This is a genomic window from Legionella stuttgartensis, from assembly GCF_977063405.2.
Genome location: NZ_CDRUHA020000058.1, coordinates 261,910 through 286,659 on the forward strand (window position 1 = coordinate 261,910; position 24,750 = coordinate 286,659).

Consider the following 24,750-nt stretch of genomic DNA (forward strand, 5'->3'; position numbering starts at 1 on the left):
GGACACACTATATACTCAAACTCTGAAAATTATCGGGCACGAATCGCTTTTTGACGACGCTTCTCTTTTGGATCTAAAAGCAAGGGTCTATATATCTCGACCCTATCACCTTCTTGCAATACTTGTTCTAAAGTAACCTGCTTTGCATAAATTCCAACAGACATCCCTCGTGTTTCTGGATGAATATTATATATTCCTGATGCATTAAGCGCATCAAGAACTGTTGCTCCTTGTTTGAGCTCTAAAGTCATATGTTCTGTGGTCTTGTCTAAAGCCACATAAACCAGCTCAACCTTGACCATAAATTGCCTTGGCTCTCTCACAAAATGAATCCACCATCTTATCCGTGACTTGTTCAAATACAGGACCAAGCAGCATGGAAAACATGCGTCCTGCAAATTCAAACTCTAGATCAAAAGAGATTTTGCATCCCTCTTCAACTTCATCAAAGCGCCAAAACCCCTCTAAATGACTGAATGGACCATCAACAAGACGAATTTCTATCATTTTATTAACTTGTAACATGTTGCGTGTGGTAAATGACTTACTCATACCGGCAGCACCAATAACTAAGGTCGCTTGTACTTCATCTTCATCACGATGATGTACCATGCTTTCTGCGCAATAAGGTAGAAATTCCGCATAACGTTCTACTTCATTCACCAATGAAAACATTTGCTCACAGGTATAATTAACCGTACGTGACTTTTTCACTATGGGCATTTATGCTTCTCCCCTAATTTTATTTCTAAACCAAAGACTTAAGTCTTTAATTTCCTCAAAACAAATTGAATGTTCCATAGGATACTTATAATAAGAAATATGTTCATATCCTTTATTCAATAACCAATCTTTACTTGATTCAGTCCATTGAGGCAAAACCAAGGGATCAAATTGTCCTGCTCCCATAAAAAAAGGTGTGCTCTTATCCAACTTTGGTCTGGTATGCGCAGCTAAAGGTAAATAAGCAGATAAAGCAACAACTCCCGCTAAACGAGCTGTTGTATGAAGAGCGGTATGCAATGCCATCGCTCCACCTTGTGAAAATCCTGCTAAAAATATCTGATTGTACGCTAAACCATGGTTTAATTGTTCATCCATGACTTTACGAATCAGCAATTCGGATTGTTCAATTCCCTCTTTATCTTCTCTGTCAATTAGTTTCATGCCCATAATATCATACCAAGCAGGCATGACCATGCCACCATTTAAAGTCACTGGACGCTGGGGGGCATTAATAAATACATGACGTACCGCGAGATCTGCAAGCGTTAACTGATCAACTAAACCCATCATATCGGAAGCATCAGCACCTAAACCATGCATCCAAATAACACATGCTTGTGTTGTTTGAGCCTGTGACTCATTTATAATTACATTCAAAACAAATCCCCTCACAGACAAAAAAGAGAAATTATCGCTAATGCAACAATACAGTGCAAGTTATATGCGATCGATATTTGATAAAAGTCAATTTATTGCAAAATAATATCAACCTGTATTATTTATCAACAAATAAAGAGCCCTGGCTATTCCATTATTAGCCAACATGAATTATAGTTCGCTAGTCTGAATCAAGAAGCGGCAATAGCATGTTTAAGAAAGTAGAATCCAAGTCATTTACCCTTACGATGTTAGGGACAGATACAGAATACACGCCTACTCTAAAAGATAAGAAAAAAACACCTTTGAAAGTCGGAACTATAATACGGAACTTCTACCCGAAGGGAGAAACTTTAAGTATTGTTTCTACGTTGATTAAAACAGAAGAAAAGCCGACGATTGCTCCCAAACAACTTGTTCCTTATCAGTCCTCAGAGGTTGCTGTTGTTAATGGTCCCAAAACAGACGGCGGCAATGTTGGCGAAAAAATTGGAATTGGACTGGGTATCGCTTTAAATGCGCTTGTTCGTGGACAAACAGAACTTAATGAAATTGCGCACAGTAGAGGTGGCGTTGAATCCATTCTGATTGCTCATGAAATAAATGCAATCAAAGAAGCCATTAATTCTTGCGATAATTTTGAGCAGTTAATAAAACTACTCTCATTGCAACAAACCGAGCGCCAACAAGCAAAACAAAAAGATAAACCGTTTAATAATACTCCTGACATTATTAAACCATTACTAACCCAACTGCCTAAAGATAGAGAAGCCCAGGAACTATGGTTTAATTCATTAAAAACGAATATCTCTAACGTATCAATGAATCTTTTTATCATTGATCCGGTTCCTGGAGATTGTTGGCCTGTTACCTGGTACGATCAAAGATTTTTTACTCTTCCACCTGTTGTAAAACATGCGGAATTTGTCTATTACGAAAATGAACGTTCTGATTGGGGCTTTACACCAATCTACCCAGAAGCGTCTACAGCTGATCAAATAATAGTTCGCAACACCCTCCCTGGACATCATGGTACAGGCTCGGCTGGAACTAATGCATCTCAACAAAACATTGTCGTTTCGCCTGAAACAACTAAAGCGACTCACGTGCAAAAATTGATGATTTTTAAGCTACTTAAATTTTTAACCGTACATGGAGTTGAGTTTAATAATGCTCAAGAGATTTTTCGTGAGCCTACAGGTTTAGGTAGAAAAAATATCCCTTTTCTTGAAAACTTAAAAGGGGACATTGATGTAGCAAAACTTGATTTTCAAGCCATATTCCGCAAGCTTTATGATAAAATTTATGCAAATAGAGCGGCCTATGAAGCATTTAATTCCACCCATTATACCCTTATGGGTGTGGCCCCTCAAAGAAAAATGCTTCGAACTGGTCATAAATATGGTCTTTTAACAGAAGTTTTCCCTAAAAATATCGGGTATGTAAATGATGAGCATAGCCTATTAATGAAAGAGTATTTCTTCAAAATATTCCAAGTTAATTCCACGGAAACAAATTTAGCACGCTTGATTGACTCAGCCAAAAAATTGCTCTCTGGAAACATTAAAAAAATAACAAATCTTTCAACTTCTCTTTCATCATCCCTTACTGAGCACTCGATTACATCCACAACGATACTTGACAGTGAAAGTGCGCGCAAAGATGTTTTAGATTCATTTGGGTCATTAATTCAACGAGTAAGCCAACAATACCTGACAGATGACTGGAGTGAAGAGAGTAAGCAACGAGAAAAGCAAGACCTTTTTGTGGCCATCATTGCTACATTTGAAGAGTTTGAAAAATTACTACAAATAAACAATAACACCATTCAAGAATTTGTCCACTCCCTCTATACCTTGAGTTTAAAAGGAATTACACAAACAGTAGGACAACAGCATGCAAACTTGCAAGATGAATTTAACCGTTTGCAAACATCAACCGATACAAATTTGAAATGCTTTTTTAATGCTTTATTAACCCAAATCAATAAAGATGATCGTTATTCAGATGGAGAGATTAATCCGGATATCAAAGAGATCATGGAAAGTCCTAGGTTTGCTGAGTTAGCGAATCATCCAATAAGAATAAAAATAGAATACATCTGCCAGCAACTGGGGGAAAAACTACCTAAAAGCAATACTGAAGAAAGTTTAGTTGACCAACTTACACAACGATTTGAGGAGCAATATAGTATTTCTTTTGATGAGTTTGAAAAACTGTATCATCAAATTGGAGTCTTCACTGATGACATAGCAGCATTAGCTCGGGTACGAGAACTTGCAACTGAGGTGGCTGTTTTCAATACGCATGAGCTGCATCTCCGAAAAAAAGCAGAAGCGTTAATTGATGTTGCGGCGCAAAAATTTTATCGAGACCGCCCTGATGCTTTGCCTGAACTCGCAGAAAAAGGAACGTTCAAGGAGTTAGTAGAACGCCATGCTATTAACAAATATGGAGTAGTTGACAGACTTAAGCTAGAAAAGACTACTTTAGAAGAGGAAAAGGAATCTCTAGTTGCACGCATTGATAAAATACAGAAAAACCTAGAGAAAAAAAATCAACAACTGAAAGAAAATAACACAGCCTTAAGAGCGGAACAACGCAAAAAAACCGAATATCATAAAGCATTGAACGATGAGAAAGAGGCTGAGCATTTATTACTCATTAATAAAAAACTCATTCCATTAACCGAAGAATATTTGGCCTCACTCAAATCTCAATTATCACATAGGCCTAAAGACTTAGAACAAGATGATGAAATAAAAGAAGCCGATGATAAAATAAACGTCAAAATTGAAGAAGTATCTAAACTACTTAATATTTTGCGCAATAAAAAGGAAATTCCTCATCCTAAAGAGAGAGTCCGCCAATTTTACAACTATTTAGATAGAGTAGAAAAGACACTGACCAAACATCGTGATTCGCAATTAAAACGGTATATCAGAAATGTCGTAATTGCAGGAGGAATTCTTTTTGCTGGCCTTGGATTAATTGCACTTGCAGTTTATGCCCATGTAGGCTATTCCTCTGTTAAATCACTTTTATTTTGGCAATCCTCTGGAGACAATGTGGTTTCGGCATTGAATGAATATAGAAAAGAGCTTGATATATCGATTGATGATGTCGATGTCGATGTCGATGTCGATGTCGATGTCGATGATGAAAGAACAGAAAAAGCACTGGAGCTCAACGTTTAAGCGGCAGAACCCGGGGTTTTTATTAAAATTTTCCCGGGTTACTTCAAAAACATTGTATATTGCTTGAATTTTTACTCAAATAAATAGATAGTTATCCTTTAATCGCTAACTTGCTTATTGCTAATGAAACGAATTTGCTTTTTATTTATAGCTTGTCTTGTACTATTCTTATCGGCTTGTGGGCAAAAAGGACCTCTTTATTTGCCACAACCAACAAAAAATGCCACGAAAAGCAACTCTTAACGCGACAGAAAAACTTATGAACATTAAATTTACAAAAATGCATGGCTTAGGCAATGATTTCATTGTGATCGATGGGATCCATCAGAATATTAATCTAAGTACCCAGCAAATCGCGACTATGGCTCACCGAAATACCGGGATTGGCTTTGATCAATGCTTGCTGATTGAATCTAGCCAGCAAGAGGGTATTGACTTTAATTATCGAATTTTTAATGCCGATGGTCAGGAAGTTGGTCAATGCGGTAATGGAGCACGTTGCCTTGCTTTATTTGCTAAATACTACGGTTTAACCGACAAAAATCACTTGACCGTTGCGACCAAAACGACACAGATGAATTTACATATCAATCCAGACTCTAGTGTGAGCGTTGATATGGGAGTTCCTCAATTAGAGCCATCGTCTATTCCGTTTAAAGCGGAGCAACAAGCTATTGAGTACTCTTTAGAACTTCCATCCAAAAAAATGGTCAGCTTCCATGCCTTAAGCGTTGGAAATCCACACGCAGTGTTATTGGTAACCGATACAGAAACAGCACCAGTTGATACTCTGGGAAAACAAATCAGTTTGCATCCGTGTTTTCCTGCTCAAGCCAACGTTGGATTTATGCAAATTATGAGTCCACAGCATATTAACTTACGTGTTTATGAACGCGGCTGTGGAGAAACACAAGCTTGTGGAAGTGGTGCTGTTGCAGCGGCGGCTATTGGTCGTTTATACCATCAATTGGATAAACAAATAAAAGTTACATTACCTGGTGGCGATTTGTTTATTGAATGGCCTGAATTTAATCAGGCCATCACCCTCACTGGTCCGGCCGTTTTTGTTTATGAAGGGAGCTTGTTTTAAAAATAGAGAATTGAATCCTCTTCGTACCCATTTAACTTTTTATACAAAATTAACACAAGTATTGAATTTTATTTACAAAGAGTTATCCTGAAAGAACGACCTCACACTCGCACTGACTCATTAGACTTCCATCGCAACTCGCTGCGGCGAGCATGTATGAGAAGTAATAGAGCGCGTAGAACCGGAGTGTACTGGAGTACATGAGGATTCAAGCACCACATCGACGAAGTAATTTGCCACCACAGTAGGTTTCGAAAGAAAGCTATTTTGGAAACCGGTGCTTGACTAAAAGGAGAGTGCCATGACAGGAAGCAAAATACAAAGTTTTGATTTATTCAAAGCGGCTATGGGGAACTCTGAGTACTTAAAAGAGATCAATAAGGATATAAGAAGCCAAACTCAATTTTTAACTACTCTTGAAGAGGGGCAATTGACCGCCTCAAACATTCTTGAGTCCATCAAAATAGTGCAAAGTCGCACAGTAAAATCCCTTTTAATTATTCACTTGTTAAGTCAAAAAGAATTCCTATCTTGTTTAAGAGGAGATTCATTATTAAATCGATTAACGCAACAAGATCATCATATCCCCTCACGCCTTAACCCCTTGATTCATCAACTTGATTTGACAACGCTCTCAACTCCATTAATTGGCAAATTGGAACCCGAGGCTGCAATAAGTATTCTTTGCTCAGTCCCTCATTTTCATCAATTAACCAAAACGCAGATTGAAGCGTTAATTGAACGATATCCCCTCTATGAGAGACACCGCGTTCTAACCTATTGGCTCAGCCATTTTTCATCCATGCCTAATGCCCATTACGTCTTGGCGCATTTAATGCACATTGCAGGCCCCAATGTCATCGATGAACTAAGCAAAATGGAGTTGAATCAAAAAGAAACAATCCTCATCAATATTATTGAACATTTAGGATTATTTAATAACCTCCCTCTTAAATTTTTAGAGCATGCGAATAAAGAATCTCATTTGATTTTAGCGATGCGTCTATATCTCAACGGCCACTATAATAAGGCATATGCAAGTTATATCAATCAACTAACAAAAAAATTATTAGATAAAAATCATCCTTTTTCACTTGAAGCTATTGAATTACTTTTTTATTTAAATGATAAACTCGCATTTAAGGAATTAGCAAAAAGCACCGCTTTTTTAACTAATCGCTACTTAAGAAATCATGCATTAAACGGAGATGTTTCATTATTTTATCAAAATAAGCGAATCAACACTCAAAGAGTTATGCAAACAGTTTATTTAAATCCACTTATTCCTGGGGTCTCAAAAGAGCAAAAACAATTATTAAATGCCGATGAAAACCCCTTTATAGAAGGATTGATTAAGCATGATAAGTCGATTAATTTTTTTGAGTATTTTTTAATACACTATAAAGGGGACCCTGAGCCCATTACGAAACTAATCAATGACTACATGGAGTTCTTCGCAGGCTCAGAACATTTAAAATCACGAAACCAAGCCATACATCACATTGGGTTTATGTTAAGGCGTCCTGAATTAGATAAAACAATTAAGGAAGTACTATTTACTGCTTTTTTAAATCATCCCATGTTCTTTGACGAACAAATCAGCTATCAATTATTTCTGTTTGATGCAAAGAGGATCGTCCGGTATTTTGGTTTACGTGGAGGGAAGGAAAATTATCAACACGTGATTAATTTATGTACCTTAGCGTTAAAAAATCTTAATTCCGAAAAAAATCAGGAAATCATCCAGGTAGCTCAACAAGGGCTTTCAGAAGCACGACAAGAGTTAATTTGGACCCAAAATCAAGGATTTTTTGCATCTCTCATTAAATGGATTAAACGATGTTGGACTTATGGATGGAGTGGTTTTTTTAAACCAAACCCGCCTGATTATGTTGCTCCTGAGTCATTGGGCCCAGTGGAAAACAATAAAAAAAAAGCTACAAATCCAGCAAAAAAAGCAATTTCAGCTCCAGAACAAGAAAAAGATCTTTTGATTTTGTTAAACAAAATTCGATTGCCATTAACACAGGAAAAATTTGAAGCCATTATTAAAGCATTCGATAGTTATTCGTTACAGATAATGCCTAAAGAAGAGCTCAAAACAAGACAAAAACTCCATAAATTATATCATTACGTAATGATCCATAAAGAACACAACGAAGAGCTTTATCGCTGGTTAAAAGAAAACCAAACTCCATTTATTGTCAATCGATTCCATTTGTTGGAATTAACCTTAAAAGAAAAACAACGTAGTGAGGTGGATTCCTTGCTTGCGGAGGTCAATGACGATTCCGATCACCTCCAATATGTTTCTGATGAATTGGATTGCCCTATGCCAGAACTAATAATCAAATCTCCCCCAAAACCTTCAAAAACAGAGGCATCTTCTGACTTTGTTACGAACGCCTCGAAAGTATTTTCAGAATATGCTTGTGAGGCAACGGGATATGCACAAAGCGCATTCCATTGGGCGGAAAGTTTTTTTTCTAAAATGAAAGAACCAACACAAGAAGAGGAAGATACCTTTGAGGTGGAACATATTGAATCGTTTAAAAATGTAATCAGTAGTAGTGAAACGATTAGGCCTTGAGCTTCCAACGTTTATGCATCCAGTTCCATTGCTCAGGATGAGCCAAAATAATACGTTCTAAAGCTTGGTTGTAAGCCAATGTATTATGGTACAGGGATTCTTGAGCATTTCCATAATCGTTCCAAGGAATAGGATCATAAAATTCTAAAACATGTTTCCCATTGGGTAATCTATAGCCTGCAGCAGGAATTACTGGGACTCCCGTATAACGAGATAACGTTGCTAAACTTCGGTAAGTCCCTGCCTTCGTACCAAAAAATTCTACAGCGATACCATCACGATTCGCTAAAGAAGCATGTTGATCCAGAACAAAAATGACTGCATGGTTTTGCTCTAAAGCAGCGCAAACCTTATCTAGAGAATTTTTTTTAGGAATAACGTTTAAACCGACTTGGTAGTATTGCTTAAACAAACTGCGCTCAATAAATTTGATTGATAAAGTACGACGGATAAAATGAAACTGTCCTTGAAATTCTTTAAAATTTAAAACACCGCCGATTGGTGCAACTTCCCAATTGCCAAAATGCCCTGTTAGAACTAAAACACCTTTTTGTTGTGCGACAACCGCCAGCATGTTTTCGTGACCGCGAACCTCGACCTGATTGCGTAAATCATCTTCTGACATAAAACGCAATTGAATGGCTTCTTTAAAGGATTTAAGCAAATGTGAATAATAGGACATAGCAAGCCGCTTTTTTTGCGCTTGACTTAATTGATCACCGAAAACACGATCGATATTGGCCATAACTATTTGCCGCTTATAGGGTAAAAATTTATGGACGAATCGACCTAACCAGCTCACGGGCAATTCATTAACTTTTTGCTCTAATTTAGTCACAAGCTTTGATCACCAAACACGCATTCATACTGGCAAATCCTCGATTAATCGTTAGTGCATAGGGTTTTCTTTTTAAAGTCTTATGCTCTGAACTTACGAATAAACCATCACAACTGGATGCAATATTTTGCAAATTAGCTATCCCTGGCACACATTTAGATGAAAGTGCATAGGTTGTCATTACTGCGTCAATCAATCCAGAAGCGCATAGAGTATGTCCCATAGACCACTTGAATGCTGTTACTGGAATTTCCTCTTCGGCAAACACATTTTGTATTGCCTGAGATTCACTATAATCTGATTTACTATTACCATTTCCATGTGCAACGATAAATCCTAAATCATTAGAACTTAGTTTTACAAGATCCAAAGTACGCTGCATCAATTCAGTAAGCTTTTGCCCACTTGTATCCAGAGAAAACAGGCCTTCTGCTTCACTAGTAGATAAACCACCGATAATCTCACCATAACCCGTTGCTGAGCGTGCACGCATGCTGGCTTCACTTTCCAATACCAAAGCCGCAGCACCTTCAGCTAAAATTGTGCCGTCATGGCTCTCATCAAAAGGTTTTAAATGTTGATTACTCAATACCCCTAATTGGTCATAATAAAATAGCGCTTGTGGTTCAATACCCATATCATAGGCAACAACGACCGCTCGCTCTGCCTGACCGGTGCGAATAGCATGATATGCTTCCAATAGAGCTTGGGTTCCACCCACAGCATGATTGGTTACATTATGATTAGGGCCTTTAAATTCATAGGTAATCCCTGTATATGCAAGAACATTATTAGGTAATATTCGTAATAACCACATTGGATGGACTGTTTCAAACAAATGCTGCGCAAATTGCTGCATATTGCCGTGGGTTTTTGCTAACAACGGTAAAAAATCATATTGTTGAAAATATTTATTCCCCGGCGAACCCACAAAGACCGCTGTTTGCTCATTAAATGAATTGGGATCTTCAAGAGTATCGCGATAAGCAATCATTTGACTGTGTTCGATTGCTTGTACTGCAGCATTAATTCCCATCACATCCTGACGTGAAATGACTTTCATCAACTTACGGTCCGGTAGCATTTTTGCAGGATTGAACTCTTTTAGTTCCCCTCCCAAACGATGAGACCATTGTGACAAATCCCACTGGGTTATTTCAGCAATGCCACTTTTACCAGAAAGAATTGAATCCCAAGTTGCATCCGCAGTAGCACCTGATGCAGTTAATACACTGCGCCCCGTGATAAATACTCTATTGTCCTGACTCATAAATCTGCTCCTCCAAACTCAGGATGCTTAAACAATAAGCAACTATTGGAGCCACCAAATCCAAAAGAATTGGATAAAACCACGCCCAAAGATCGTTCCCGTGGCCCATCAACCACATAATCCAAATCACATTCTGGATCAGGGTTAGTTAAATTGGCCGTTTTAGGTATCTGTGCCTGTTCTATTGATTTAACGGATAATACAGCCTCAAGTGCCCCTGCCGCAGCAATCAAATGCCCCGTTTGACCTTTAGTCGAACTTACTGGCAAAGTTGCAACAGACTCTCCAAAAACAGCTTTAATCGCATTCGTTTCGCTTAAGTCATTCATTTTGGTTGAGGTGCCATGTGCATTAATGTAATCCACATCGGAAGCCTGTACTCCTGCATCCTGAAGCGCACGCTCAATTGCTTGAATCGCACCATCACCATTTGGATGAGAATCAGTAATTCGATAAGAACTTAAGGAATTCCCCTCGCCAGCCAATTCGGCATAAATGCGAGCACCACGGGCTTTTGCTTTGCTCCATTCTTCAAGAATTAAAAAAGCAGCCCCTTCTCCCAAAACAAAACCATTACGTGTCGCATCAAAAGGTCGACTTGCTGCTTCCGGTGTACTGTTGTACGTTGATAAGGCACCTAATAGGCAAAAACTAGACAATCCCAATGGATTAATCATTGAATCAAATCCGCCAGCCAACATAAAATCGGCTTCACCCCGCCGAATGACTTGCATTGCTAATCCTAATGCTTGGCCACCTGAAGCGCATGCGGTATGAACTGAGGAAGCATAACCTCTAATTCCGTATTGTTGAATCAATAAAGACAATCCTGAGTTTGGTGTCGTTTTACCAAAATCAGATAATTTATAAAATTCTTGTGTGTTATCCAGCAAGCGTCCCCAATCTGCTTCACCATCTTGGGCACAAATTTGTTGAAATCGAGATAGATAATCAAATTCAGCAGTCATCATACCACTGCCTGTAACTACTCCCCACTGGCCTGCTGTTTGTTCGGTAGGCACAATACCAGCATCATCAAAAGCTTGTTGAGCGGCTGCAAGAGCATAGCGGGTAAAATGCACTGAAAAGCGACTACGTTTGGTAATTAATTTGGGATCAAGCGTAAAGTCTTTTACTTCAGCCGCAATATATGTCGGAAAAGCACTGGCATCAAATTGCTTAATTTCAGCAATTCCGGAGTGTCCTGCCAATAAATTAGACCATGTGGACTGTACATCAAGTCCTAAAGGGGAAACTGCACCCAAACCTGTAATAGCCACTCGTCTTTTTTTCACTTTATTTACCCTCTGGGAATAAGTACCACATCTACAACACAAACACGTTTCCCGGCAACCTCGCTGCGGTAGGCCAGGATCAACTCGTCTTCTGTTTGCTTTTTAACTGTTACATTACATTCAAGAACATCGCCGGGATAGACAAATTCATTCATTTTTATTTTGCGAAACTCGCTCACTTGATAATGCGTTGTATATCCTGCGCGCTGAACAAATTCATAAGCTAAATTAAGCTTGCATTCCAATAATACCGTCAAAGGTAATACAGGTTTTTTGGGGAAATGATCTGCAAAATAAGGGGCTGCTCGTGATATTCTTTTTTCAGCGATTAAACTAACCCCTGGTTCACTGGAACGAATTCTATCAAATGTCATGGGCATTACGGATAACTCCGAACCCATTAGCAGATAATCGTCTACCTCGGGCCCACTTTCTTTACTAATAACCGACCAGTCACCAGGGCGGTTAATTTCAGAAAATTGCTGTTTCACTTCATCCAAATTGATAAAATCATCCATAGGCAGCAAAGGGCCTAAAGCGCCGTCAAGACTGAAGACAAGCTCACTACCCACCCGGGCTTCACTATGATATTGCATGACTGAATCATCTATGTGCTCTATAAATGACTCCAGCAATAAAGTCTCCCCGACATATGCCCTCCGATGCATGGAGGCACGTGCGACGATACCAGCCACAGGCCTACGAGTAAATTCTTGCAGCGCCATTACATTCCATGCAGCCAATTGCCCTAGTGTTTCACCGATTAAAGAAGGAATAAAACAAGGCCGCCCTTGTTCATCAACTGTGAGGAACGTATCATTTGAGGTAATATGCTTGATCCCCCGGATTAACTCTCCAGGAGATGACTCTACTATACGATCAACGAATAAGAATCTCATCAGTATTTATTAAACCCTATTTAATCTTTAAAAGTAAACCGAAACTAAGCCCCTGCTCCGGCAGTTTGTTGCTCTTTGATCGCAACAACAACTAATTTACAAAAAGTTTCAATGGTAAATAACAAGGGTATTTCATTGACTTTCATGTTGGGTTTGAATTGATCTGCAGGAACCTCGCTTAAATAGTTTTGCAATGCCTTCAAACCGCGCTCAGAAATAACGCCACCTTTTTCAAATTCGTCTTCCGCCAAATCACCACGTGCATTTTTTTCCAATTGACCACGAGGAATTTTAATTTTGAATTCTTTTTCTAACTGGAAAACCAAATCAAGAAAATCAATAGATTCAGCGCCTAGATCTGCTATCAATCGACTGTTAAGAGATACTTCTTCTGCATCAATTACTAACACATCAGCAACAATTTCCCTAACCTTAGGATAAACGTCTGCTACATTCATATTTTGTTCCTCAGAGATCAGCTAATTTAAAAAGCCCGGAATTATACCATATATTTTTTTAAAGACACAAAATTAAAGTGATGAGGTATTAGCCAACCTGACTATACCCTGCATCAACAAATAAAGTATGCGCATTAATCATAGCCGCTTCCGGCAAGCATAAGAGATAAATTGCATTGGCGACATCTTGTGTTGTCAATGGTCTATCGGTCAAAGAGTGAGCTTGATATTCATCAAGTAATTGTTCTCTGTTAGGAAAATGCTTTAATGCGTCTGTATCAACTACTCCAGCAGAAACAGTATTCACAGTAATCCCATCAGCAGCTAACTCAAGACTCAAAGAGCGAACTAATGCTTCAAGAGCCGCTTTAGAAGCACCGATAAAGGCATAATTAGGAATTGCTCGAGATGCGCCAAGACTGGATAAAGCAATAATGCGACCTCCTTTGGGCATTAATGAACGAGCCTCTGTCGCTAAATGATTTAATGCCAAGGCATTCGTTTCTAAACACCAACGCCAATGTTTCGTTGACATCTTAAGTGCCGACTTTAAAACACCACTGGCCGCGTTACTAATTAAGAAATCAAGTCGATTAAAGTGTTCTCGGAATTGAGCAAACATTTCTTTCACAGACTGATGGTCGGCCACATTAGCTTGAAGGGCAATTGCCTTGCGCCCCATAGCATGAATTTCTTTAACTAAAGCTTGGGCTTCATCAGAGCTGTTGTAATAAACTATAGCAATATCACATCCTGCCTGTGCTAACTTTAATGCAGTCGCCTTACCGATACCTCGTGCACCGCCAGTAATCAATCCAACTTTATCTGCAAAAACCAAACTCATGGAATATTCCTCATCAACTTCAATTTATTAAAAATAAAAGCAACTGTTGATAAAACAATGGTACCACTTAAGAAATCATGTCCATGTAGAGGCTGGGTGAACACGAAGCGACCCGGGAATTTGTTCCCTACAAAAACCCAGGTTCCGCTTCGCTCCGCCTAGGCTACGATTTCAAGATACCAAGCGCTCATATATCGACACCCTTGGAAGAACAGTTACAAAAAAACTACATTTTCATTTTTATTTATCGATAAAGCAATGATTAGATCATTAAATTTTTAAATATCTTGTTTCTAGAGGGCTAACTTTGTACTATCGGCACACGATTAAGTTAAACATATAATAATGAATGAAGCATTCTTGGTTTAAAACTGTATTTCCTATAGCTGCAATTTTTTCTTTTCGCATGCTTGGTTTGTTTTTACTCATTCCTGTATTTAGTATTTATGCAGAAAATTTGCAAAACGCGACTCCTGCATTGGTAGGTTTCGCGCTTGGAGTTTATGGGTTGGCTCAAGGCGTCCTTCAAATGCCTTTTGGTATGCTTTCTGATAAAATAGGTAGAAAACCCATGATTACTTTGGGCTTACTCCTTTTTGCTTGTGGAAGCTTACTTGGCGCTATGACGGATTCTATTTATGGAATGATCCTCGCCAGAACATTACAAGGTACTGGGGCAATTGGAAGCGTTTTAATCGCATTACTTGCTGATCTTACCCCTGATGAGCAACGCACTAAAGCAATGGCTGTCATTGGTATGACCATCGGCACATCTTTTAGTCTGGCTATGGTTGTGAGCCCAGCTATTACGCATCATTTCGGCCTAGCCGGTATTTTTTACCTCACTACGTTATTAGCAATAACCGGAATCATTTTGCTTCATTTGGTCATTCCTAAACCGGTAAGTGAACGTTTTCATATTGACAGTGAAACAAATCCCGCTTTATTGAAACAAGTTGTTTCTAACATGCAACTACAACGGCTTAATGTAGGCATTTTCTGCCAACACTTTATTCTAACAGCAACTTTTTTTGCCATCCCCTATATCTTAAGAAAGCAAGTAGAACTAGGGCATTTATCCCAACAATGGCATTTTTACCTGCCACTTATGCTTATATCATTTATACTGATGATCCCCTTTATTGTGCTTGCAGAAAAGAAAAGGCGCATGAAAAGCGTTTTTGTTTCCTCAGTTCTTACAATGACCGTGGCACAATTATTATTGGCCTATACGTTTCAAAATTGGTTTAGTTTGTGCACCCTCATGTTAATTTACTTTGTTGCTTTTAATATCCTCGAAGCAGCATTACCTTCTCTTGTATCGAAACAGGCAAATCCCAACAGTAAAGGGACAGCCATGGGTATTTATTCAACCAGTCAATTTTTAGGTCTTTTTATTGGTGGCGCACTATCTGGTGTGTTGTATCAGTGGAACAGTAGCGAAGGGATCTTTATTACTAATGCCATTATGGGTGTTTTTTGGTTAATTACTTCAATTTCAATGAATTCAAACGTCTCTGTTGCAACACTTATTTTACCCTATCCATGGTCCGAGAAAAAAGAGAACATTATTGCTCAACTATTAAGTATTAAAGGAGTGATTGAAGTCGCACTTGCAGAAAAAGAGCAGGTTGTCTATTTGCGCGTTAATAGAGAGAACTACCCCGAAGGAAGTGCAGAAAAAATTCTATCAACTCTATCCTCCTGAAAAGGGAAATTTTTATAACAGCGTCAATAATATCAAAGGATCTTTGACGAATAATGTGATGAATCGCACTTTTATGGCATTCACTTTAAATTATTTTATTTTTTTGATTTTCTGAAATTTCAGATTTTTCAGGAGCAATTCCTAATTCCTTTAAATAAAGCTTAAGAATTTCCTTATTAATATTAAATTCAAGTTTCACACTCTTACCAGTAAATTTTGTCGAACCCACCATATAACTTTTTATATTGCGAGGTAAAAGAGATAATAACTCATCAATAATATTATCTTGATTCTTTGATAATAATTTATCAGACTGTATTATTCTGACAAATTTTTTAGCCAACTCTTTTAGAATAGGGTGCGAATACTCAGGATATTCTACTTTTTTGTGTTGTAGCGGCCTGCCAAAGAATCGTGCTGATAATAGACAAGAAGACGGAGCGCTTACTGATGTTTGTTCATTTAGCCCATGTCTAAACATTTTAGCCTTTCCTACAAGACAAGTTAAGTTAAAGTCAAAGACATCATTGCTCATGTGGAGTACTTTAACAGCTCCCTTCGCTCCCGCAAACAAGCTCTGCGCCTCTATTCCGGGGACAGTTAGACTCACCTTTGAATAATACTCGATCTCCATCTTTTGGAGTGCTTCACCTAATTGTTTACGAAATTGCTCCGCCATACAGCGAGACTTATTCTCTAGTCGGTATTCATCACAAAAGAATAGCTTAATGACGTTTTTATCACTAAAGTTTGGTATCACCAAATCAGTTATAAAATTCTTTGCAACGCTCTCTATCGTAAGTTCTCGATAAGTATCATCATCAACTGTTTGGTTACATACTATGAGTTGAGACGTATCCATACCATGGCTTAAAATATAAATGTGACATTCCCCATTTTGCAAAGCCTTATGAATATTGTCTTGGTTGGTGACTTTATCGCTATCGTGATAAATAATGAATACTTCTTTATTCTTCTTTTTAGAGCGCTCATACCAAACCTTGGCTTTCCTTTGCAAATCATATAAAGCATCCTCAAATGAAAATGGTATGTATAATATATTCATTAGATAAGCATCAAGATCAAATATGAAGCATATTATAGCCAGTAATTATTTACATCGCACTAAACATTTAGTTCCTGAGTTGAGCAAATTGCCATAAATCACCTGTTGCCTTCTATATGATGAAATCGATAAAAAGTCGCAGTTCATCAACATTAATCACACTTACTTTGGGTTTATCATACGCTCAGCAGGAACAAGACTCACTGAGTCCTTATCACTTATATGAGAAAAAATACTTGGTTTTCTTTGGGCTTCTTTTTCTTCACAATACCTTTTAATCACTGTAAATTTATCTGTATCATTCAATAGATTGTAATGAACTAAATAATCCAGTAATCGGATAACATCCTTAATAGATATTTTTCCTTTATCTTTTCGTTCAAAATGATAATGACCTTCATCACTATAATCTGGATTAATTCCTTCGTGGTACTTCAGTTTATTAGTTTCTTCTGTATCATGGTCAACTACATATGTAAAAACAGAATGTTCATCTTTATCAAGTTCAATAACCAATTCCATTAAATTCAGTAATTCATTAAATCCATTGTAATAAATTGTTATATTATCTTTTTTAAAAACAATACATTTTATATTCTTGAAAAGTTGGATAACTATATTCATCACATTATTATGATTTTTATTGGTCAATTTGTTTATTTTATCACACGCCACTGGCTCTAGGGCCAGGTCTTGTCGTTTTCATTCCTAAAATTTAAATTCAATGAATAGGATCAAAAATAAATTTGGATTGTCTAATTTGAGTTATCTTTATTGATAACTCAAATTAGGTATGCATTTAATTATTGACGAATCAATCGCAAATTTTTATCGATAAAGGGAGTCTTTTCTGTAGAACGGTATGGATTGATATCCAAGCCTCCCCGTCTGGTATAACGACCATATACAGTTAACTGTTCTGGTTTGCAGTAGTTCATAATATCAACAAATATCCGTTCAATACATTGCTCATGAAACTCATTATGATTTCGGAATGATACAAGATATTTCAATAAGCCTTCACGGTTAATTTTCTTTCCTTTATAAGCAATTTGTACACTTCCCCAATCAGGCTGGTTAGTGACCAGGCAATTTGATTTCAATAGATTGGAGTATAAGGTTTCTTCCAGTAGTTCATCACCTGTAAAAAGAAACGAAGGTTCAACAAGATACACAGAACATTCTATATCAAGATGATCGAGTGACTCCCCTGTAAAAGATGGTTGTATCGCAAACTGATTGGCTGCTTCTAAAGGATGAACCTTCACCCAAACTTCTGCACCAACACGTTCTTGCAAGTCTTTTTTAATCGTATGCTCCAAGTCATCGACATTTTGTATTCGCGTGTTGTTGAACGAATTAAAATAAAGTTTTAATGATTTTGATTCGATTAAGTTAGGTGAGCTGCAGTCATAAAATAATTCAGCAATTGCGACCATAGGTTTACCCTTCGCATTAAGCCAGGAAACTTCATAATGATTCCAGCAATCAAAGCCATAAAAAGGTAATTGCATGGGATCAACGCCGATTTCCTGTCGCTTCCCCGCTCTCGGAATTGGGAATAATCGATCCGGATTATACGTATCATCATAGGCAGACTTTTTACCTAATTCGGATTTTTCAGCTTCAGTTTTATATTTCTGCAGAACTTGATCATTCATTGTATTTAACTCCAATATTTCTATAATTTTTGCAGTACTTTTCCAATTCACTGGTTGCTTCATTTCCATTTGACTGGAAATGTAAGTAAGCAAAGAAGCCGCCTCATTAATCCGATTTGCTTTCTCAGTTAATTCACGTGCTTGTATGCTAATGGATGCCATCACATCAAAATTTGGACTTTCTATAATCTTTTTGATTGTCGACAAAGAAAAACCCAAAAACTTTAAAGTAGTGATCTGTTGTAATCTTATTAAATCCATTTCAGAATAAAGACGATAGCCACTATCAGAACGTTTTGTTGGTTTCAATAAACCGATTTCATCATAATACTGTAATGACCTAATTGTTAATGAGGTCATTTGGCTAATCTCTTTAATTTGGTAATATTTCATTCAACTTTCTCCTGGAGAGCTGATTCTAAACTATCACGTAACGTGAGAGTCAATACTGAAAATGAAAGAAAATACACAGGGATTATACACTATGCCTAAAATTGATTTTAATTGGCTAAAATACATTACTGAAATTCAAGCAATTGCTCAAAATGGGCTATGTTACTCAAATAATGAGTTTGATAAAGAACGCTACCTAAGACTTCGGGAGATTGCGTTTGAGTTTATGGCAAACTATTCGGATACACCACTTAAAGAGATAAAGCAGATTTTTTCATTAGAAAAAGGATATGCAACACCTAAAATAGATGTTCGTGCTTTTGTTTTAAAAAATAATAAAGTCTTATTAGTTAAGGAACGCTCTGATGAACTCTGGACCTTACCTGGTGGATGGGCGGAAACAAATGAATCTGCCTCAGAATCAGTAATAAGAGAGGCTAAAGAAGAAACTGGATTTGATGTTTCAGTAATCCGACTACTTGCATTATGGGATAAACAAAAACATGATCATCCACTACAATGGCCCCATACTTATAAATGTTTCTTTCATTGCGACATTTTGTCGGGAACAGCAACAGAAAATCTAGAAATTTCTGAAATTGATTTTTTTGACATAACCAGCTTACCGCCACTTTCAACGCATCGGGTGACCCAAAAACAAATTACGCGTCTGTATGAACTTGTTTCCAGTTCGGACAAAACTCTTTTTGATTAACCTGCTTGACTCTAACCTTACGTCATACATTAGCCTTGGTAACAAGGAGGAAAAACGATGAAACAATGGTATGCAAAAGAGTTTAGCCAACTTACACAAATTTCAGTAAGGACGCTACATCACTATGACAAAATTGGTTTACTTAAACCCAGTTTACGTCTAAGCAATCGTTATCGTTTGTACTCTGAACAAGACTTATTAAAGCTGCAACAGATTATTGCGCTGAAATTTTTTGGTTTTGAATTAGCGCAAATCAAACAATTACTTGCCCACAATACAGAGGTGCTAGAGCACTTCAGCCTACAAGCAAAGTTTTTGCAAGAAAAAGCAGAAACACTCATGCAAGCAAGTAGTATTCTAAAGCAAGTAACTGAAAACTGTGGCCGAGAAAAGTCTATTCCTTGGGAACAAATAATACAGCTAATAGAGGTTTATCGTATGACACAACAACTTGAAAGTTCTTGGATTAAAGAAGTATTTAATCCCAAAGAGTTAGAGCAATATGCGCAATTTGAAGCAAATCTGCAATCTCGTTTTAACGAAAAAGAAAAGAAACAGTTTGAGGATAATTGGTTTAATTTGGTAAACGAAATTCAGAATAATTTACATAATGCTCCTCAATCAACAATTGGTATTTCCTTAGCAAAACAATGCATGACTTTAATCAATAATCTATATGGTAAGGAGCATGCACATCTGCGAACCACCAAATGGGAAAAAGGTTTTAAGGAAGGAAAAGGTCTTGAAGATCATGGACTAACAACCGAAATTGTGGACTGGCTCGATCGTGCTATAGATGCATATTGGTTTGAATGCATTCATGAAGTACTCGCAAAAGCGAATAAAATGCACTTTGCTGAATCAATAACCGCTTGGAATGAACTCATGGAAAACATCTGTGGAAATTCAAGTGAGTTAAGAACAGCTGTTTACGATAAGATAATGCATGATGAACACGTGAGTAGCGAAGCAAAAGATTGGCTTAAAAAAATTTCCGAATTATAAGCTAATAACAAGCATACGAGATGGGTATGCTTGTTCCTTTTTCTAGCGAATTTCTATTGCAACTCATCCGTGCAAGGGATATATAAATTAGGTATACTCTTCTCCTAACTTTCGCATACAGGAGATCAGAAATGGCACGAGGTATAAATAAAGTCATCCTCATTGGTAATGTGGGTGTTGACCCTGACGTACGTTATTTACCAAATGGAAATGCTGTAACCACACTATCAATTGCCACTAGTGAGGCGTGGAAAGATAAAGTGTCCGGTGAAAAGCAAGAACGAACTGAATGGCACCGTGTAGTATGTTTTAACCGCTTAGGAGAGATAGCCGGCGAATATGTGCGCAAAGGCTCTAAGCTCTACATCGAAGGCAGTTTAAGAACCAGAAAATGGCAGGATCAGCAGGGCCAAGATAGATACACTACTGAGATTGTAGCAAATGACATTCAAATGCTAGACAGTAAAGGAACGGCCTCATCAAGTTTCGATGAGATACCGCAAGCTCAATTTGCACCAAGCAATCAAAATTCTGGCAGACAACAATCTCCACAAGTACCACAAGATGCTTTTGATCAGTTGGATGATGATGTTCCATTCTAAACATGTAAATATACGTTGTTTCAACTAATTGTAGCCTGGGTGCAGCGAAGCGAAACCCAGGAATACTATTCTCGCCAAATACTTCTCCTCCGTACCGAAACTACATGGAATTCACTATACTAAACAATCATTTCTTCCAATAGTACAAAATAATTAAGCAATGTCTACATAACTAATACAATGAGGTAATTATGGATAAAGTGAATTTAACAGAAAAATTTAAACTCTTTAATGAGTACTGGTCTCCACGTATTGCGGGGGAGTTAAACGGTCAGTATGTCAAGCTTGCTAAATTCAAAGGTGAATTTATATGGCACACCCATGCCACAGAAGATGAGCTTTTTTTAGTATTGAAAGGAACACTCAAACTCGAGCTTAGAGATAAAATAATTACTTTAAAAGAAGGAGAGTTTTATATTGTCCCCAAAGGTGTGGAACATAAACCGGTAGCCGATGAAGAAGTGCACGTCATGTTGTTAGAGCCAAAATCAACAGAACAAACAGGTGGTATTGAAAGTAATTTACTGGTGTATCAACAGCCGTGGATTTAACTTTTATTAAAACACTTTAAAGCATAAGGTGCGAAAAGTTATAACTATATTGCCAAATTCGAAGGGCACTATAAATTACCTAGATACAACTTTGATCCGTATATAAATAAAAAACCCGCATAGTGCGGGTTTTAGAATAATAAAAATAGTACGTTATTCTTCAGTTTCGTCACTGACGGTAGGTCTGTCTAATAGTTCAACGATAGCCATAGGTGCATTATCACCTTCTCTGAATCCGCATTTGATGATACGCACATAACCACCAGGACGCTCAACAAAACGTGGACCTAAATCTTTGAATAATTTACCCACAGCTGATTTGGATCTTAGAATATCAAACGCATGACGACGAGTAGCCACTGAATCAACCTTTGATACAGTAATTAAAGGTTCAATGTAACGTCGCAGGTCCTTAGCTTTAGGCAAAGTTGTTTTTATCAACTCATGCTCAATCAAAGAACAACACATGTTTGCAAACATAGCCTTTCTGTGGCTACTTGTACGGCCAAAACTTCGGCCAGAATTACGGTGACGCATAACCAAAACTCCTAAACATTATTCGCCAAGATTTGCTGGCGGCCAATTCTCAAGTTTCATACCTAGCGATAATGAACGTGAAGCTAAAACATCCTTAATTTCAGTTAAAGATTTCTTACCTAAATTAGGTGTTTTTAAGAGTTCATTCTCAGTTCTTTGTACTAAATCGCCGATATAATGAATATTTTCTGCTTTCAAACAATTTGCAGATCGCACAGTTAACTCTAAATCGTCAACGGAACGTAATAGAATAGGATCAAAATCATTGCGTTCTTTATTATCAGATCGAGATTCTTCAAATTTCATATCAACAAATGCATGAAGTTGTCTTTGAAGAATACTAGCAGAAATTCTTATTGATTCTTCAGCATCAATAGTTCCATTCGTTTCTAATTCGATAGTTAACTTATCAAGGTCAGTACGATTTTCTACACGAGCACTATCAACATAATAAGCCACTTTCTTAACTGGAGAGAAGCTATTATCAATTTTAAGCTTCCCAACAGATTTTCTTTCTACTTCATCATCGAAATGTCTAATGAATGAATCAGTACTGTGGAAACCAATTCCTCGTTCAACTTTCAATGTCATATTTAATTTGCCTTTTTCATTCAAATTAGCAATAACAAGCTCTGGATTAACAATCTCTAATCCATGAGTCAGTTGAATATCTCCAGCTGTAACCTGACAAGGACCTTGCTTGTTCAGTGTTATCATAGCTTCTTCACCGACTGTCATTTTTATCGCAACTAATTTTAGGTTCAGTAATATGTCAACGACATCTTCCTGCACACCTTCAATTGTGCTGTATTCATGTAGAACACCGTCAATTGAGGCTTCAGTAATTGCACTTCCAGGCATTGATGATAGTAAAATACGTCTCAAAGCATTGCCGAGAGTATGACCAAAGCCACGCTCCAAAGGCTCTAAAACTATTCTAGCTTTATAGGGCGATTCTGCCTGGACCTTAAGAACATTAGGTGTCAACATTTCATTGATTTCAGTATACATTCAGCTATTTCTCCGAGCTTACTTAGAGTAAAGTTCTACAACTAAGTTTACGTTGTAGTCTGAAGATAAGTCAGTTAACGTTGGTGCTGTAGAGAAAGTTCCTTTAAAAGAAGAAGTATCTACAGTAATCCAATCACATGGAGCTCTTTGTTCAGACAAAGTTAAAGCTGCTTGGATGCGACCTTGACTTCTAGCTCTTTGTCGAACAGATACAACATCACCAGGTTTTACTAAAAACGATGGGACGTTAACTATTTTATCATTAACAAGTATGGCTTTATGCGTAACCAATTGACGTGCTTCAGCGCGTGTGGTTGCAAAACCCATACGATACACAACATTATCCAAACGTCTTTCAAGTAAAGACATTAGGTTTTCACCTGTTGAGCCTTTCATACGAGCAGCCATTTTGTAATAGCCACGGAATTGCTTTTCAAGAACACCATACAATCTTCTGATCTTTTGCTTCTCTCTAAGCTGGATTCCATAACCATTCAGGCGTGGTTTCTTATCGCCATGTTGTCCAGGTAATTTTTCTGATTTACATTTGGACTTGTGATCACGGACACCACTTTTAAGTAATAAATCACAACCTTCACGACGTGATAACTTACATTTTGGACCAAGATATCTAGCCATTAATTACTCCTGAGTCTTATACACGACGTTTTTTAGGTGATTTACACCCGTTATGAGGTATACCCGTAACATCGGTAATTTCAACAATTTTAAAATCTTGTGATATCAATTCACGAATAGTGGACTCTCTTCCAGGGCCAGGGCCATGAACAAATACAGCCACAGATTTCATACCGTATTCTTTAGCAACAGCAGCAGCACGCTCAGTAGCAACTTGCGCAGCATAAGGTGTGCTTTTTCTTGAGCCTCTAAATCCTGAACCACCAGATGTTGCCCAGCACAGAGCATTACCTTGCCTGTCAGTAAAGGTCACTATAGTATTGTTAAAAGAAGCATGTACGTGAACGATACCATCAGATACGACACGTTTTGCCTTCTTGCGTACTTTTTGTTGTTTTGACTTAGTTATTGCCATCTTACTTTCCTACATGAAAAATCAAACGGTAGTGCCCTTTCTGCGGCCTTTTCGAGTACGAGCATTAGTTTTCGTACGTTGACCCCGCAATGGCAACCCTCTTCTGTGTCTTAGACCACGATAACATCCTAGATCCATAAGGCGTTTAATGTTCATTGTCACAACACGACGCAAATCACCTTCCACTGTTATTTTTGCAATTTCTGTTCTCAAAGACTCAAGTTGAGCATCAGTTAGTTCTGATACCTTTTTAGAAGGTTCAATCCCAACAGTAGAACATAATTTTAAGGATGTAGGTTTACCAATACCATATATAGCTGTTAAAGCAATCACAACATGTTTGTGATCAGGTATATTTACTCCTGCAATACGAGCCATTAACTTCTCCGAACGTTATTTGTTCTGTCGAAAGGGACAGAAGAATACTATTTTTATAAAATTAAATCAAGCAGATATTAACCTTGCTTTTGTTTGTGTCTGGCATCTTTACAAATAACCCGTATAGTGCCACTTCTTTTAATAATCTTGCAATTGCGACAAATTCGCTTTACAGATGCTCTTACTTTCATTCCAAACTCCGATA

27 protein-coding genes and 1 pseudogene are annotated in these 24,750 nt (G+C 37.6%); 9 read left to right on the forward strand and 19 right to left on the reverse strand.

The genetic code is table 11. From position 1 onward, the window contains the following. Nucleotides 1–29: 29 nt before the first annotated feature. The 3 genes from ACWTEW_RS17980 to ACWTEW_RS17990 are packed head-to-tail and all read right to left on the reverse strand — an operon-like array spanning nt 30 to nt 1,383. The gene (locus ACWTEW_RS17980) at nt 30–302 is read right to left on the reverse strand and encodes an RnfH family protein (protein WP_454783035.1); all 273 of its coding nucleotides are present in this window, start codon (nt 300–302) and stop codon (nt 30–32) included. After that, on the reverse strand, nt 289–723 hold the full coding sequence (locus ACWTEW_RS17985) for a type II toxin-antitoxin system RatA family toxin (protein ID WP_454783036.1): 435 nt from the start codon (nt 721–723) through the stop codon (nt 289–291). The genes ACWTEW_RS17980 and ACWTEW_RS17985 overlap by 14 nt, the downstream gene beginning before the upstream one ends. After that, nucleotides 724–1,383 carry an alpha/beta hydrolase gene (locus ACWTEW_RS17990; protein ID WP_454783037.1) on the reverse strand — a complete coding sequence of 220 codons (660 nt, stop codon included), beginning with the start codon at nt 1,381–1,383 and terminating at the stop codon, nt 724–726. 209 nt (nt 1,384–1,592) lie between these two features. Between ACWTEW_RS17990 and ACWTEW_RS17995 the strand changes: the two genes are divergently transcribed. The 4 genes from ACWTEW_RS17995 (at nt 1,593) to ACWTEW_RS18010 (ending at nt 8,260) form a co-directional block, all read left to right on the forward strand. Beyond that, the gene (locus ACWTEW_RS17995; RefSeq protein ID WP_454783038.1) at nt 1,593–4,580 is read left to right on the forward strand and encodes a hypothetical protein; all 2,988 of its coding nucleotides are present in this window, start codon (nt 1,593–1,595) and stop codon (nt 4,578–4,580) included. Nucleotides 4,581–4,703: 123 nt separating this feature from the next. After that, nucleotides 4,704–4,823, forward strand: coding sequence for an LPS translocon maturation chaperone LptM (lptM, locus tag ACWTEW_RS18000; protein WP_454783039.1), 120 nt, complete (start codon nt 4,704–4,706; stop codon nt 4,821–4,823). A gap of 16 nt (nt 4,824–4,839) precedes the next feature. After that, entirely contained in the window at nt 4,840–5,670 is an 831-nt protein-coding gene (dapF, locus tag ACWTEW_RS18005; RefSeq protein ID WP_454783040.1) for a diaminopimelate epimerase, read from the forward strand. A 301-nt stretch (nt 5,671–5,971) separates the two neighbouring features. Then, nucleotides 5,972–8,260, forward strand: a complete 2,289-nt coding sequence (locus tag ACWTEW_RS18010; protein ID WP_454783041.1) for a hypothetical protein — start codon at nt 5,972–5,974, stop codon at nt 8,258–8,260. On the opposite strand, the gene ACWTEW_RS18015 is transcribed toward ACWTEW_RS18010, so the two are convergent. From ACWTEW_RS18015 to fabL, 6 genes are all read right to left on the reverse strand, one after another. After that, nucleotides 8,250–9,098: a lysophospholipid acyltransferase family protein gene (locus tag ACWTEW_RS18015; protein ID WP_454783042.1), complete on the reverse strand. Its 849-nt coding sequence runs from the start codon at nt 9,096–9,098 to the stop codon at nt 8,250–8,252. The two genes, ACWTEW_RS18010 and ACWTEW_RS18015, sit on opposite strands and share 11 nt — an antisense overlap. After that, nucleotides 9,091–10,368, reverse strand: coding sequence for a beta-ketoacyl-[acyl-carrier-protein] synthase family protein (locus tag ACWTEW_RS18020; RefSeq protein WP_454783043.1), 1,278 nt, complete (start codon nt 10,366–10,368; stop codon nt 9,091–9,093). The genes ACWTEW_RS18015 and ACWTEW_RS18020 overlap by 8 nt, the downstream gene beginning before the upstream one ends. After that, nucleotides 10,365–11,663: a beta-ketoacyl-[acyl-carrier-protein] synthase family protein gene (locus ACWTEW_RS18025; RefSeq protein ID WP_454783044.1), complete on the reverse strand. Its 1,299-nt coding sequence runs from the start codon at nt 11,661–11,663 to the stop codon at nt 10,365–10,367. Before ACWTEW_RS18025 ends, ACWTEW_RS18020 begins: the two co-directional genes overlap by 4 nt. 5 nt (nt 11,664–11,668) lie before the next feature. Next, the gene (locus tag ACWTEW_RS18030) at nt 11,669–12,562 is read right to left on the reverse strand and encodes an ApeI family dehydratase (RefSeq protein WP_454783045.1); all 894 of its coding nucleotides are present in this window, start codon (nt 12,560–12,562) and stop codon (nt 11,669–11,671) included. A 44-nt stretch (nt 12,563–12,606) separates the two neighbouring features. Continuing rightward, nucleotides 12,607–13,020 carry an acyl carrier protein gene (locus ACWTEW_RS18035; RefSeq protein WP_454783046.1) on the reverse strand — a complete coding sequence of 138 codons (414 nt, stop codon included), beginning with the start codon at nt 13,018–13,020 and terminating at the stop codon, nt 12,607–12,609. 88 nt (nt 13,021–13,108) lie between these two features. After that, nucleotides 13,109–13,864: an enoyl-[acyl-carrier-protein] reductase FabL gene (fabL, locus tag ACWTEW_RS18040; protein ID WP_454783047.1), complete on the reverse strand. Its 756-nt coding sequence runs from the start codon at nt 13,862–13,864 to the stop codon at nt 13,109–13,111. Between the two features lie 349 nt (nt 13,865–14,213). Here fabL and ACWTEW_RS18045 point away from each other — a divergent pair, with 349 nt between their 5' ends. After that, on the forward strand, nt 14,214–15,572 hold the full coding sequence (locus ACWTEW_RS18045; protein WP_454783048.1) for an MFS transporter: 1,359 nt from the start codon (nt 14,214–14,216) through the stop codon (nt 15,570–15,572). Between the two features lie 85 nt (nt 15,573–15,657). On the opposite strand, the gene ACWTEW_RS18050 is transcribed toward ACWTEW_RS18045, so the two are convergent. The 4 genes and pseudogenes from ACWTEW_RS18050 to ACWTEW_RS18065 all read right to left on the reverse strand — a co-directional run. Further along, entirely contained in the window at nt 15,658–16,638 is a 981-nt protein-coding gene (locus ACWTEW_RS18050) for a hypothetical protein (RefSeq protein WP_454783049.1), read from the reverse strand. A gap of 162 nt (nt 16,639–16,800) precedes the next feature. Next, the gene (locus tag ACWTEW_RS18055; protein WP_454783050.1) at nt 16,801–17,262 is read right to left on the reverse strand and encodes a hypothetical protein; all 462 of its coding nucleotides are present in this window, start codon (nt 17,260–17,262) and stop codon (nt 16,801–16,803) included. 179 nt (nt 17,263–17,441) lie between these two features. Beyond that, nucleotides 17,442–18,299, reverse strand: a complete 858-nt coding sequence (queF, locus tag ACWTEW_RS18060; RefSeq protein WP_454783075.1) for an NADPH-dependent 7-cyano-7-deazaguanine reductase QueF — start codon at nt 18,297–18,299, stop codon at nt 17,442–17,444. 240 nt (nt 18,300–18,539) lie between these two features. Next, nucleotides 18,540–18,692, reverse strand: a pseudogene (locus tag ACWTEW_RS18065) (MerR family DNA-binding transcriptional regulator); the annotation flags it as partial. Between the two features lie 91 nt (nt 18,693–18,783). Between ACWTEW_RS18065 and ACWTEW_RS18070 the strand changes: the two are divergent. From ACWTEW_RS18070 to ACWTEW_RS18085, 4 genes are all read left to right on the forward strand, one after another. Then, nucleotides 18,784–19,407, forward strand: a complete 624-nt coding sequence (locus tag ACWTEW_RS18070; RefSeq protein WP_454783051.1) for an NUDIX hydrolase — start codon at nt 18,784–18,786, stop codon at nt 19,405–19,407. Between the two features lie 57 nt (nt 19,408–19,464). After that, nucleotides 19,465–20,412 carry a MerR family transcriptional regulator gene (locus tag ACWTEW_RS18075; protein WP_454783052.1) on the forward strand — a complete coding sequence of 316 codons (948 nt, stop codon included), beginning with the start codon at nt 19,465–19,467 and terminating at the stop codon, nt 20,410–20,412. Nucleotides 20,413–20,543: 131 nt separating this feature from the next. Further along, nucleotides 20,544–21,014 carry a single-stranded DNA-binding protein gene (gene ssb, locus ACWTEW_RS18080; protein ID WP_182391646.1) on the forward strand — a complete coding sequence of 157 codons (471 nt, stop codon included), beginning with the start codon at nt 20,544–20,546 and terminating at the stop codon, nt 21,012–21,014. A 191-nt stretch (nt 21,015–21,205) separates the two neighbouring features. After that, the gene (locus ACWTEW_RS18085) at nt 21,206–21,565 is read left to right on the forward strand and encodes a cupin domain-containing protein (RefSeq protein ID WP_454783053.1); all 360 of its coding nucleotides are present in this window, start codon (nt 21,206–21,208) and stop codon (nt 21,563–21,565) included. A 153-nt stretch (nt 21,566–21,718) separates the two neighbouring features. Here the strand turns inward: ACWTEW_RS18085 and rplQ are convergent, their stop codons facing one another. The 6 genes from rplQ to rpmJ all read right to left on the reverse strand — a co-directional run bounded on the left by rplQ (nt 21,719) and on the right by rpmJ (nt 24,736). Beyond that, nucleotides 21,719–22,102 carry a 50S ribosomal protein L17 gene (rplQ, locus tag ACWTEW_RS18090; protein WP_454783054.1) on the reverse strand — a complete coding sequence of 128 codons (384 nt, stop codon included), beginning with the start codon at nt 22,100–22,102 and terminating at the stop codon, nt 21,719–21,721. A gap of 18 nt (nt 22,103–22,120) precedes the next feature. Then, complete coding sequence (locus ACWTEW_RS18095; protein WP_454783055.1) at nt 22,121–23,113, reverse strand: DNA-directed RNA polymerase subunit alpha; 993 nt, start codon at nt 23,111–23,113, stop codon at nt 22,121–22,123. Nucleotides 23,114–23,131: 18 nt separating this feature from the next. Then, entirely contained in the window at nt 23,132–23,752 is a 621-nt protein-coding gene (gene rpsD, locus ACWTEW_RS18100) for a 30S ribosomal protein S4 (RefSeq protein WP_454783056.1), read from the reverse strand. Between the two features lie 16 nt (nt 23,753–23,768). Then, complete coding sequence (gene rpsK / locus ACWTEW_RS18105) at nt 23,769–24,167, reverse strand: 30S ribosomal protein S11 (protein WP_454783057.1); 399 nt, start codon at nt 24,165–24,167, stop codon at nt 23,769–23,771. A gap of 21 nt (nt 24,168–24,188) precedes the next feature. Beyond that, on the reverse strand, nt 24,189–24,545 hold the full coding sequence (rpsM, locus tag ACWTEW_RS18110; RefSeq protein WP_028381376.1) for a 30S ribosomal protein S13: 357 nt from the start codon (nt 24,543–24,545) through the stop codon (nt 24,189–24,191). 77 nt (nt 24,546–24,622) lie between these two features. Then, entirely contained in the window at nt 24,623–24,736 is a 114-nt protein-coding gene (gene rpmJ, locus ACWTEW_RS18115) for a 50S ribosomal protein L36 (RefSeq protein WP_010946099.1), read from the reverse strand. Nucleotides 24,737–24,750 lie beyond the last annotated feature (14 nt).

What these genes read in the sequence shown, in the direction of transcription:
- ACWTEW_RS18035 (WP_454783046.1), bottom strand. Translation starts at nt 13,020, where the DNA reads ATGAATGTAGCAGACGTTTATCCTAAGGTTAGGGAAATTGTTGCTGAT.
- ACWTEW_RS18010 (WP_454783041.1), top strand. Translation starts at nt 5,972, where the DNA reads ATGACAGGAAGCAAAATACAAAGTTTTGATTTATTCAAAGCGGCTATG.
- ACWTEW_RS17995 (WP_454783038.1), top strand. Translation starts at nt 1,593, where the DNA reads ATGTTTAAGAAAGTAGAATCCAAGTCATTTACCCTTACGATGTTAGGG.
- ssb (WP_182391646.1), top strand. Translation starts at nt 20,544, where the DNA reads ATGGCACGAGGTATAAATAAAGTCATCCTCATTGGTAATGTGGGTGTT.
- rpsK (WP_454783057.1), bottom strand. Translation starts at nt 24,167, where the DNA reads ATGGCAATAACTAAGTCAAAACAACAAAAAGTACGCAAGAAGGCAAAA.
- ACWTEW_RS18055 (WP_454783050.1), bottom strand. Translation starts at nt 17,262, where the DNA reads ATGAATATAGTTATCCAACTTTTCAAGAATATAAAATGTATTGTTTTT.
- dapF (WP_454783040.1), top strand. Translation starts at nt 4,840, where the DNA reads ATGAACATTAAATTTACAAAAATGCATGGCTTAGGCAATGATTTCATT.
- rpsD (WP_454783056.1), bottom strand. Translation starts at nt 23,752, where the DNA reads ATGGCTAGATATCTTGGTCCAAAATGTAAGTTATCACGTCGTGAAGGT.
- ACWTEW_RS18050 (WP_454783049.1), bottom strand. Translation starts at nt 16,638, where the DNA reads ATGAATATATTATACATACCATTTTCATTTGAGGATGCTTTATATGAT.
- ACWTEW_RS17985 (WP_454783036.1), bottom strand. Translation starts at nt 723, where the DNA reads ATGCCCATAGTGAAAAAGTCACGTACGGTTAATTATACCTGTGAGCAA.
- fabL (WP_454783047.1), bottom strand. Translation starts at nt 13,864, where the DNA reads ATGAGTTTGGTTTTTGCAGATAAAGTTGGATTGATTACTGGCGGTGCA.
- rplQ (WP_454783054.1), bottom strand. Translation starts at nt 22,102, where the DNA reads ATGCGTCACCGTAATTCTGGCCGAAGTTTTGGCCGTACAAGTAGCCAC.
- rpsM (WP_028381376.1), bottom strand. Translation starts at nt 24,545, where the DNA reads ATGGCTCGTATTGCAGGAGTAAATATACCTGATCACAAACATGTTGTG.
- ACWTEW_RS17980 (WP_454783035.1), bottom strand. Translation starts at nt 302, where the DNA reads ATGGTCAAGGTTGAGCTGGTTTATGTGGCTTTAGACAAGACCACAGAA.
- lptM (WP_454783039.1), top strand. Translation starts at nt 4,704, where the DNA reads ATGAAACGAATTTGCTTTTTATTTATAGCTTGTCTTGTACTATTCTTA.
- rpmJ (WP_010946099.1), bottom strand. Translation starts at nt 24,736, where the DNA reads ATGAAAGTAAGAGCATCTGTAAAGCGAATTTGTCGCAATTGCAAGATT.
- ACWTEW_RS18085 (WP_454783053.1), top strand. Translation starts at nt 21,206, where the DNA reads ATGGATAAAGTGAATTTAACAGAAAAATTTAAACTCTTTAATGAGTAC.
- ACWTEW_RS18095 (WP_454783055.1), bottom strand. Translation starts at nt 23,113, where the DNA reads ATGTATACTGAAATCAATGAAATGTTGACACCTAATGTTCTTAAGGTC.
- ACWTEW_RS18030 (WP_454783045.1), bottom strand. Translation starts at nt 12,562, where the DNA reads ATGAGATTCTTATTCGTTGATCGTATAGTAGAGTCATCTCCTGGAGAG.
- ACWTEW_RS18075 (WP_454783052.1), top strand. Translation starts at nt 19,465, where the DNA reads ATGAAACAATGGTATGCAAAAGAGTTTAGCCAACTTACACAAATTTCA.
- ACWTEW_RS18045 (WP_454783048.1), top strand. Translation starts at nt 14,214, where the DNA reads ATGAAGCATTCTTGGTTTAAAACTGTATTTCCTATAGCTGCAATTTTT.
- ACWTEW_RS18020 (WP_454783043.1), bottom strand. Translation starts at nt 10,368, where the DNA reads ATGAGTCAGGACAATAGAGTATTTATCACGGGGCGCAGTGTATTAACT.
- queF (WP_454783075.1), bottom strand. Translation starts at nt 18,299, where the DNA reads ATGAATGATCAAGTTCTGCAGAAATATAAAACTGAAGCTGAAAAATCC.
- ACWTEW_RS18070 (WP_454783051.1), top strand. Translation starts at nt 18,784, where the DNA reads ATGCCTAAAATTGATTTTAATTGGCTAAAATACATTACTGAAATTCAA.